We start from the raw sequence: 8,987 nt of genomic DNA, 5'->3' as shown, positions 1-8,987 counted from the left end.
GCAGTACAGCGATAAGTGGATGACCGAATCCAGGCAGGAAAAGCTGATATGGCTGCGTGCACAGATGAAGTTGACAAGCCAGTGCTGGGCGCTGAAAGAGCTGGCAAAGGATATCTGGAACAGGTCATGGAGCGAGGAAAGACGCGATGACTGGCAGAGATGGCTGGCGCTGGCGGCTAACAGTGATGTCCCCATGATGAAGAACGCGGCCAAAACGATAGGGAAAAGGCTGTACGGCATCCTGAACGCCATGCGCCACGGTGTATCAAACGGAAATGCGGAAGCACTAAACAGCAAGATCAGGCTGTTGAGGATAAAAGCGAGGGGATACCGAAACCGGGAGCGCTTTAAGCTGGGAGTGATGTTCCACTATGGGAAGCTGAATATGGCGTTCTGAGCCTTCCCACCATGATCGGGGAAGACCCTTATATATACAGTAATTTCATCAGATGAATTGATCAATGCAGGTTTCATCTATCGATCTTTAGCACAGAGGTAAGGTGTTGCTTTTTGTACGGATGCCGACTGGAAGACATGTAAATACTATTCAGGCCTCCTCTCCTACCACATCATCCATCTGTTGAAGGGTGAAGCTGTTTCCAGCTTTTGGGGAAACGTTAGACAACTTATGGCAATAATCCGGCATAGGCCATCATTGAATGTTTTCCTATCTTCCATTTTAACGAGAACCCCTTGACTTATTTATTGCATTTAGTATAACTGGATAAATTAACAAGCTTTTGGGTAAGGTAACTCATGGCGGAAATAAAAGAAGTACTATCTTCTATAAAGGAAATCCTAATCACCCCAATTCAAGACTCAATCGAGTTCAGGGCCAAGAATGCTTTTTTTGGTAGTTTTGTAATTTCATGGATTGTTTGGAATTGGAAGGATATATTCTATTTCGTCTTATCTAAGGATGATGTTCTTTACAAAATATCATTAATTAAATCATCTCTACCTGTAAAGTTTGAGAGTTGCACCTTATTTCCTTACTCTTATATTGTCATCCCGATCATCTTTGCTACAATACTTACTTTGTCATATCCTTTGTTTATGTACGGTATGTTAAAAGTACATAGATGGATATTCGATAAAATTGATTTATTTAACAATCAAAGTAACACAAGTAAAGTCATAAGAAGAAAAAACTTAACAGAAGCAGAGGTGGAAAATGAAGGCATTAAAGCTGTTATGCAAGCAAGAACAGCTTTACGAATTGCATTAATGCGTCAAAAAGAGGCAGAGAAGAACTCTAATGTTGATTCTTTATGGAAGAAAGAGTCTGAATTGAGAGCATCAATACATACATTTGAATCTCAAAAAAAAGAGATTGAATTAATTATTGACAGCCTAACTGCTGAGTCGGTAAAAATGGAAAATAAAATAACAAAATTAAGCCAAGAAAATATGGATATCTTAAAATTAAATGAGAAATACGAAACGACATCAAGAGAACTAGTTGAAATAAGTATCGAACATGACAAAATTAAGCAGGAAAAAATGCACCTCGAAGAGACTGTTCGTGACTTAAAATCAGATGTATCCTCAATGACGCATGGTGTACAAAAACTAAGCAGAGTGCGAGAGCAACTTAATAAAATAGAAGAATTAATTAATGGAGGAAATGGTAGTCTTGGTGAAGAGGATTTGCAGTTTTTATTGAGATATTGTCGCGCTGCGATTTTATCATCCAGGTCAGAGTAGTTTACCAATTTAATATTATATAGTCTTTCATTATATGGCTTAATATGAAGTAGCCTGAAATGATGTTTTTCATTGATTGCGCTATGGCGCTGATATGGATTCATGCAGAATGGGACTGGAAAAAGAAAAAAGACGATTAGTGGTGATTGTTTGAATAACCACCACTTTTAGGTTACGCCGTGAGGTCGCTCTTAATGCCAGACAGGTACTGATACACGGTATTTTTCTGTTCAGCTGTGATTACTCCTGGTATCAGAATTAACGTCGACAAGTCGCCGCGGAATTGTAACGCAAACGGGCTGTCAGCTCCGCCAACCGTCAACCTTCGTGACTCGTCTGTAGTGTACGGTTTTGCACCGTACGCAGTTGTCTGCAATACAACACCGTCATACTCCCACGAATGTGAATCAGACAGTGCTGTGACAACTGAGATATGCCACACGTAATCCCTGACGTCTGCTACAGATGTGTTTATCGGAAAGCTCTCAGGAGAGGAAGAGATACTTTTACTGCCGTGGTTGTAGAAAATATTATTACCGGTGTAGCTATCCCCCCCGAAACGGAATCTTGCAACGTTAGGTTCTGCAGCGTTGTTTCCGCAGATATTACCACCGGTTGCCGTGAACCCCTCCGTGTTCGCAGCGGGAATGCGGTGAACCATAAACAGCGTAAAAATACCATCTGCAGGAAATGTCAGCTCGTTACCGGTTTTCTTCATGATCCCTGGGTTAGATGCCGCCACATCAAAACGCAGTGTTTTGCGCGTACCGGAGGTGATAACTCTTGGCGGATGCGTCGTAGTGGGGGTAACCAGCCCCCACTCATACAAACCTGTTTTATCGCGCACAAGAGACACCGCCTCCCCGGAAGCCGTAACGCCGGAATCAGCACTTATCCAGGCCGTGGGATTCATTGCCAGTATCGCGACTTCTTCTGGATTGATATCAATTACGGGCAGGTTAGGGTTTGTTGACGCTATTGTTGTTTTTAATACGAGCATTAGTTTATCTCCATTAGAAAAGCAGGAAGCCATTGATATTCAGTTTCACCAGTGTAGAGATTCGTCAGCCCCTCAGTAATTGCAGCCAGAAGGCCGGACATGTTGACATAATCGGCGACCAGAGAGACGGTATAGGTTGTTCCGTGCCAGGTCACCGTAAAGGTTGTGCTGCCCAGAGAGTAATCGTAAGTCGTCGGCGCTGCGCTGGCCTGAATTTTAGCTGCACTCCCCCCCTCACCCGGTACGGCATCCTGCCCCGGCGTGTATGCTGCGATGAAGAGGTCATAATCAACACTGTTAAAACTCAACGTCACTGGCATTCCTACTGCCGGCGCGATTTCAGTCAGGAGCTTGCTGGCAAAAACACTGTAGCCGGAAGATGTCGAAATCAGAAAGTTGGTCGGCGATTTAATCTCTACAATGGTTCCCGCCACCCAGCTTTCAGGCAGCGCGTTATCGTCCTCATCCCCATCATCATCGTCATCTGTATCAAGCCCTGTAAATGTGACTGTCGCACCGGTTACCATCATGCTGTCCGCGATAATGTCGTCTGAATCTGGTGAGGTCTGCGCCATATCAAGCCCTGTTCCGCTTGATGTTCCGCCGACTTCTGTCGAGTTGAACCAGTTTTCGCTTCGCGGATCAGATGATACGTCCTCTCCTGGCTGGTACACCTTATCGCTGAAACCATCACCCAGCGAGGCTGCCGGGGTTTCGCCAATCCGTTTATCTCCTCCCGTAAACGAAAATCTCCCCTGCCCGACACAAAGAAACATTTCGACCGTCATTCGCGTTGGATCATTCGGGTCAAAACGGGTAGCCAACAATTCACCTCGCTCGGTATCAAGCAAACTACAGAAGTGGCGGCTGACGCCTTTAAGGCGGTTCATTCGCTCAATGTCGCCAGCGGTTAATGTGCGGTAGCCTTTTACAGTGCTGCCGTCCTGCGGTTTTGCTTCACTCATTGGTTTTTCTCTTTTGGTTGGATATGGAAATTTACCCGCTATTGCGAGGCATCACGATTAAAGGCTGCTACAGGGTGGCGGACAACATTTCTCCTCTATACTGTTAAATCGTCGAACTCAACAGAACAGGTAGAAAATATGATCGATCATTACTACGTAACTCACGCTCAAATCCTGGCGCTGAGAAACGTTGTTGCTTTTATCGTGCAAACGATGCCCGAAGAACAAAAAGAAAATGCCCTTCAGGTTTTGAGAAAATTTGCTGAAATAGAATTAATGGATGGTATCGACGCGCCGCCTACGAGTGATATCACCCCGAAAACAGTTGAGAAGTTAAATAAAGCCTACAAGGCAATCTTCAATGACATTATCGATCTTTCAACGCCTGGCAGGGAATCTGCTTCAGCAAGCTACCTGCAATAGCTCTCGCCCTTATCTCCATGATGGCCAGAACGTTCTTGTCTGGCCCTTTCTCAAGTTTGCTTAGTCGAAATTCAATATTCTTTGCCTTGGTCATCGCGTAACCCTGCCGGTTGGTTGCGGGCAGTTAGCCTGCACTGATTTGTTGTGCGCCAGAATGTCGCGCTTGGTCTGCTTATCTAGCACGTCAATATCGTGGTCAGTCAGGTAGATAATCCGCACCCAGTTGCAGGCGGTATCAACCACCACCGGGGCGGGTAAAGTTTTCGCGCAGCTCCCGATCAACATCGTCATCAGGCATATGGCTAACAGTTTGCTGTACATTGCTGGCCTCTTGAATAACATCTGCCTTACGTTCTGCCGCGGCGACGGTGGCGGCGGCGTTCTCTTCGGCTCGCTGCTGATCGGCTTTGGCTTCTGCCTTGTTGGTCCCACGCGCATGGCCTAACCCAAATGCGCCAGCGACAATGGCCAGCAACGCAGTTGCCAGACCAATAATCATTTCAATGCCCATGAGGACCTCATACCAGAACAGATTTAGCTTTCAGGAAGCGGGCGCGTCGGTCATCAATGCCGTTCTGCCCTCCGTTGATAATCTGGGTCACGCGCACTAAATCTCCGTGGTATTTCAAACATCCGTTTGAGGTGTAAAACCAGGCTGCGCTGCGGGCCGCATTAATATCTTTCTCCAACAACTCAGGGTTGCTGACTAAATCCAGTTTCAGTGCATTACCGCACTTCATATAATTTTCGAGGAAGGTGATCCCGATAATTCCACGCCCTCGGTATTTCCAGCCATCGCCCGCAGCCTTATTGCCAAAACGATTGTTGTAGACGAGATTAGCGATCGCTCGTTGACGTTCGAGCGGTAAAACCTTTTCGTAAGTTTTACGCCCCAGGGTGTTCGCCTGGTCCTGCGTGATGCGCTTTGCCTTCACAAAACCAGCCAGGCCGGCAACGCTATAGTTAAAACTTTCGACCATCTGGGTAAATGATGTGCTTTCGTGTCCACACTGCGCTATGAACATCGCTCGATCGAGTGGACTAGTAATGCTGAATTCGTTCATTGCAGTATCAATGTGCGGAAACCAGCGCGCAGCTAACCCGGCGCTAATACCAGCCGCCCTTTGAAATTGTGATTGGTTCATCAGTGCCTCAGTGCATCAACCAGTCGCGCCACATTCCCCCTGAACCAGAGAACCGCGCCGCAGATAAGAATGTTAGCCAGCACCACCAGCCAGTGGGATGACTCGTACAGGCCAAACAGGAAACGGAAAGGGATACTGGCATAAACCAGCACCATGAGATAAGCCAGAACGGATATGCCCGGACGGTGTCTCGCACTACCTCGTTGGTAGAACATCAATGCCAGCACAATGACGGCGCAAATGACTGCATTAGCCAGCGCTGAAGGATCATTTACCACTTGAACCTCCTCCCCGGAACCGGGTCAGCATATTGAACAAGCTATTTAGATCCTGGCTGTTGAGAAACGTCAGAACTTTGATGATAAGCGCTGATATTAATACGGCTCCCAACGCATCAAGCGGACGGTCGCTGTAGCCAGTCCAGCTTGAAAGCTTGGAACCCACCAGACCGGCGCCCAGAACACCAACAATGAATGACGTCATAAAGTATGCCACCAGCTTACCGCGCGATATGTTAGCTGCCGTGGCCACGTAAAAAACCGCCCCGGCGAACGCACCAAATACCACGCCGTAATCTATTCCGGTAGCCAGACCGAACATGCTAGCCCCCATCAGGCCGCCGGCCGCAACTGAAGTACCAGAGACAGGATCGGACATTTAGCCCCCTCTATTGCTGTGGATCCTCTCAGAACGAGGGGAAAATAGGATGGCCGCCAGGTGACAGCCACCAAAAATCACTGTAAAAATATCAGGATTCACCACCCTCTCAGACGGATTTATTCTTCTTGTTCAGTCTCGTCCGCGTACGAAGCCAAGGATGTATCCAAGACCAAAACAAGAAAAACCGAATCCCACCAAGGGTAATACTGAATAAATAAAATCAGGCATAGGGAAATCTCATGGAAATTATTTCAGTAATCGGAGTGATACTGACACTGCTAGGGCTCTTTATTCCGTCACTAATCAGTAACCATTCGTCACGTAAGGCAGAGTTCAGGAAGCATTCCGCACCACTGCGGGGAAAGTTGCTAAGCGAAATTGAGGCTATTGAAGGAGGCTCTTATCCATTCAGGCTTATCAGCGATGCTGATTTCAACCAGTTGCTACCTTACGCCCCGAGGCGCAGGAAAAACGCTCTCCTTGATGCTTACACCAGTTATCTCGACGCTCATACGATGGCCACCACGAAGCACTGGCACGATGAACATCCATCCGATGGAATGCTATTTTTCCCGACGGGTTTCTCAGTCACTAATTCAGATGAGGTACTGAAGAAAATGCAACCTCTGAAAAAAGAACTCAGCAGATAGTCCTTTAGGATGGCCGCCAGATGGATTAACGACAAAGCACAGAGTGAATGATGCTCTGGTGGCACAAATAAAAAAGCCATGCAAATGCATGGCCTTGTGGTTTGAATCCGTTATTTACAAAATGTATTCGAGACAGTATCTTTCGACTTCCGGACAAAAAAACATATACCGGGACAAAATCTAAATGTAACTGCCTTGCCTGCATGAAACCATGCGGGCTTTTTTTTGCCCAAAGAAAAAGCCCACCGAAGTGGGCCTTACAGCTATCATCATTTTTTATTAGGTGTGGTGCCGGGTGCCTCCCGGTAAGTCGCCGCCAGTCCACAGACGACTCGCAATGCGCAAAAAAAAATATCAGACTGGCAATGCCCCTCCGCATAGGGGGATTCACCACACCAAAAATTTAACATCTGACGAAACTCGTTTCAATGCTCTACGACGATGTGACAGGGGTACTGATGCAATGCATCTCGCGAATACCCCTGTCGTATCGCCGGAAAGCAAAAACCCCGCAATGCGGGGTTCTCGTTATATTCAAATTGTCGCTTTTTGTCGCTGCCGAGTGGCGCAGCTCTGCCAAGCATGAACGGATTATCTAATTTTTAGACCTGAAATCAACTACCAATAACAAAATAAGCACTAATTGCTAAAAAATCATTCAGATTCAGCTTTCAGGCTTTGCCTTGCAGACAGGAAAGTTTTCGCCTGAAATACCTGTAAGCACCAGTTAACCCGATCCTTTGCCATCTTGAACGTAAGCCATGGAGCTGCTCGTTCCAGCTCGCGGGCAATATCCGCGACTTTTTTACGAGTGGTGTAAAAGCTCACCCCTACGATATAAACCGGATCCGTTGTGTCGAATGCCTTTAACACACATTCCTCAACGAAATCCGCATCATCATCTCTTATAGCAGTATCTATTATGCTGGTAGTGGGTTTCGGCCATAAAATTGCGTGTGCTCTATTTAACGCATGCTGACCGCGATAACCCTCCTCCCTCGCCTGCTTAATTGCCGCAGTAAAGCGCTCAAGAGATTTATCAGACCAGCGATCTCCTCTAATAACTCGCCAGCATTCATGGCTTCTTGGCAATCGTGGCGCGGCTTCACCGCGCATGGTATCGCCCCATACGGTAAGCAATGATTTAATCCAGCCTGACTGGATGCCGGTCAAGAGTTTTGCTCGCCCCAGATAGCGCTTATGCGTAGCCAGGGCAACCTCATTAAGGGCCGCATTATGTCTACGGCGTTGCATTGGAGTCATGCTGTCTCTCCCCGGATCTGACAGGTGCGAATAAAGTTTTTGAGGATGCGGTAGTCAACTAATACAGTGCCGCGATGACGGCAAAGGCGAAGCTTTTTCCAGCGGTAGCGGATCCGCTCGATTGCGTCACGGCTCATGCGGTCACCTTCTTATCAATGGCAAACTGCGCCAGCGCCATAAACGCGTGGCCTTTCGCTTCCAGTTCGGTGCGGTTGATGTAGCTGAATTTCTCGCCTCGCCAGGTCTTATCAAATACAGCTATGGCACCAGCAAAAAACGCGCTTGTTGGCCTTTGTTTATCGTCAGCAGGTTTAAACCAGACGGGCAGATCGAAACCAATTCGCCCACGGATAAAGCAGACATGATCCGCATCTTCTGGCCACCAGGTTTCGCTCGTTGCGGATTTCACCAGGAAAACATAGCGGCCGCCCTTCTCTCGTTGCGCAGTTGCGTAGTTCATGATGTGAGTCATGCCGGTGATGGCTTGCTTTTCATGATATTGAGAGCGGCTGTATGGCGGGTTGCTAAATGCAGCACCACCAATTGAGTCCAGCATTTCCGACCAGTCCTGTGTCAGCGCGTTATCTTCTGCGGTGTACCAGACAGGACATTTTGCATTGCTGTCATCAGCGAACAGGTCCAGCATCAACGGACCAAACATCGCGTTGATACCCCAGAAAAGCGGATCCGGCGTTCGCCACTGGTCACCAACCTCTTTTAAATAATGTGATGGTGCGTTGCGAAGGGCTGTGAGAGATTCGCAGTAAGGATTAGTCATGCGATGGTCTCCCCTAATTCCTGCAGAACCTGCGCCAACAACTCGCTTTCAGTACCGAATTTCTCTTCCCATGATTTACGGCCGGCATGAATAGCAACGCCGTAACCACCAGTGCGATGATGGGCGTGGCAAAGAGGAATGACATGGAAGTTATCAGCGCGGACAGATAAGCCAGTGCCAGAGCTGCAGTGATGTATTTCAGCGGGTGATTCACCGTAATCAAGGTTGCGGCAAACTATGCAGCCAAGAGCGGCTACGCGGCTAAGATGAAGCTTTTCAGCTTTTGTTTTGGATTTGCTCATATCGCACCGCCTTGGCGCGACAGACAAACGGAAACACCAGCGTTGGTGATAGCCGGTATAAAGAGGTACAACTTTTGAGTATGTAGCTTCTGCG

13 protein-coding genes and 2 pseudogenes are annotated in these 8,987 nt (G+C 47.5%); 4 read left to right on the top strand and 11 right to left on the bottom strand.

Annotated features, from left to right (window positions below):
* On the top strand, nt 1-397 hold a 397-nt coding region (locus HMPREF1144_RS20430; RefSeq protein WP_009653798.1), incomplete at its 5' end, for an ISL3 family transposase.
* Nucleotides 398-756: 359 nt separating this feature from the next.
* Nucleotides 757-1,707 carry a hypothetical protein gene (locus HMPREF1144_RS20425; protein WP_009653779.1) on the top strand — a complete coding sequence of 317 codons (951 nt, stop codon included), beginning with the start codon at nt 757-759 and terminating at the stop codon, nt 1,705-1,707.
* A gap of 172 nt (nt 1,708-1,879) precedes the next feature.
* On the opposite strand, the gene HMPREF1144_RS20420 is transcribed toward HMPREF1144_RS20425, so the two are convergent.
* Both HMPREF1144_RS20420 and HMPREF1144_RS20415 read right to left on the bottom strand, forming a co-directional pair.
* On the bottom strand, nt 1,880-2,707 hold the full coding sequence (locus tag HMPREF1144_RS20420; protein WP_009653773.1) for a hypothetical protein: 828 nt from the start codon (nt 2,705-2,707) through the stop codon (nt 1,880-1,882).
* Nucleotides 2,708-2,769: 62 nt separating this feature from the next.
* A pseudogene (locus HMPREF1144_RS20415) lies at nt 2,770-3,525 on the bottom strand (phage tail protein); the annotation flags it as partial.
* 285 nt (nt 3,526-3,810) lie between these two features.
* Between HMPREF1144_RS20415 and HMPREF1144_RS20410 the strand changes: the two are divergent.
* A complete protein-coding gene (locus tag HMPREF1144_RS20410) occupies nt 3,811-4,095 on the top strand; it encodes a hypothetical protein (RefSeq protein WP_009653814.1) in 285 nt (94 codons plus the stop codon).
* Nucleotides 4,096-4,185: 90 nt separating this feature from the next.
* Here the strand turns inward: HMPREF1144_RS20410 and HMPREF1144_RS33725 are convergent, their stop codons facing one another.
* Genes HMPREF1144_RS33725 through HMPREF1144_RS20385 form a run of 5 tightly spaced genes read right to left on the bottom strand, consistent with a single transcriptional unit; the run spans nt 4,186 to nt 5,897 of the window.
* Nucleotides 4,186-4,380: a hypothetical protein gene (locus HMPREF1144_RS33725; RefSeq protein ID WP_025108060.1), complete on the bottom strand. Its 195-nt coding sequence runs from the start codon at nt 4,378-4,380 to the stop codon at nt 4,186-4,188.
* Complete coding sequence (locus HMPREF1144_RS20400) at nt 4,331-4,606, bottom strand: hypothetical protein (protein WP_009653796.1); 276 nt, start codon at nt 4,604-4,606, stop codon at nt 4,331-4,333. Before HMPREF1144_RS20400 ends, HMPREF1144_RS33725 begins: the two co-directional genes overlap by 50 nt.
* A gap of 7 nt (nt 4,607-4,613) precedes the next feature.
* Nucleotides 4,614-5,240: a glycoside hydrolase family 19 protein gene (locus HMPREF1144_RS20395; RefSeq protein ID WP_025108061.1), complete on the bottom strand. Its 627-nt coding sequence runs from the start codon at nt 5,238-5,240 to the stop codon at nt 4,614-4,616.
* Nucleotides 5,240-5,518 (bottom strand): phage holin family protein, encoded by a 279-nt coding sequence (locus HMPREF1144_RS20390; protein WP_014228560.1) that lies wholly within the window; start codon nt 5,516-5,518, stop codon nt 5,240-5,242. The genes HMPREF1144_RS20395 and HMPREF1144_RS20390 overlap by 1 nt, the downstream gene beginning before the upstream one ends.
* On the bottom strand, nt 5,508-5,897 hold the full coding sequence (locus HMPREF1144_RS20385; protein ID WP_004139418.1) for a phage holin family protein: 390 nt from the start codon (nt 5,895-5,897) through the stop codon (nt 5,508-5,510). Before HMPREF1144_RS20385 ends, HMPREF1144_RS20390 begins: the two co-directional genes overlap by 11 nt.
* Before the next feature lie 242 nt (nt 5,898-6,139).
* Here HMPREF1144_RS20385 and HMPREF1144_RS20380 point away from each other — a divergent pair, with 242 nt between their 5' ends.
* Nucleotides 6,140-6,550, top strand: a complete 411-nt coding sequence (locus HMPREF1144_RS20380) for a hypothetical protein (protein WP_042928127.1) — start codon at nt 6,140-6,142, stop codon at nt 6,548-6,550.
* A 654-nt stretch (nt 6,551-7,204) separates the two neighbouring features.
* Here HMPREF1144_RS20380 and HMPREF1144_RS20375 read toward each other — a convergent pair.
* The 4 genes and pseudogenes from HMPREF1144_RS20375 to HMPREF1144_RS20365 form a co-directional block, all read right to left on the bottom strand.
* On the bottom strand, nt 7,205-7,813 hold the full coding sequence (locus HMPREF1144_RS20375) for a hypothetical protein (protein WP_017146261.1): 609 nt from the start codon (nt 7,811-7,813) through the stop codon (nt 7,205-7,207).
* On the bottom strand, nt 7,810-7,950 hold the full coding sequence (locus HMPREF1144_RS32725) for a YlcG family protein (protein WP_009653799.1): 141 nt from the start codon (nt 7,948-7,950) through the stop codon (nt 7,810-7,812). The genes HMPREF1144_RS20375 and HMPREF1144_RS32725 overlap by 4 nt, the downstream gene beginning before the upstream one ends.
* Nucleotides 7,950-8,591, bottom strand: a pseudogene (locus HMPREF1144_RS20370) (phage N-6-adenine-methyltransferase); the annotation flags it as partial. The pseudogene HMPREF1144_RS20370 and the gene HMPREF1144_RS32725, both read right to left, overlap by 1 nt.
* Nucleotides 8,588-8,893, bottom strand: coding sequence for a Ref family recombination enhancement nuclease (locus HMPREF1144_RS20365; RefSeq protein WP_004111731.1), 306 nt, complete (start codon nt 8,891-8,893; stop codon nt 8,588-8,590). The gene HMPREF1144_RS20365 and the pseudogene HMPREF1144_RS20370, both read right to left, overlap by 4 nt.
* Nucleotides 8,894-8,987 lie beyond the last annotated feature (94 nt).

The sequence above is a fragment of the Klebsiella sp. OBRC7 genome, assembly GCF_000293135.1.
Lineage (GTDB): Bacteria > Pseudomonadota > Gammaproteobacteria > Enterobacterales > Enterobacteriaceae > Klebsiella > Klebsiella michiganensis.
The sequence above is the reverse complement of the archived record's forward strand: the minus strand, read 5'-3'. Positions and strand labels throughout refer to the sequence as shown.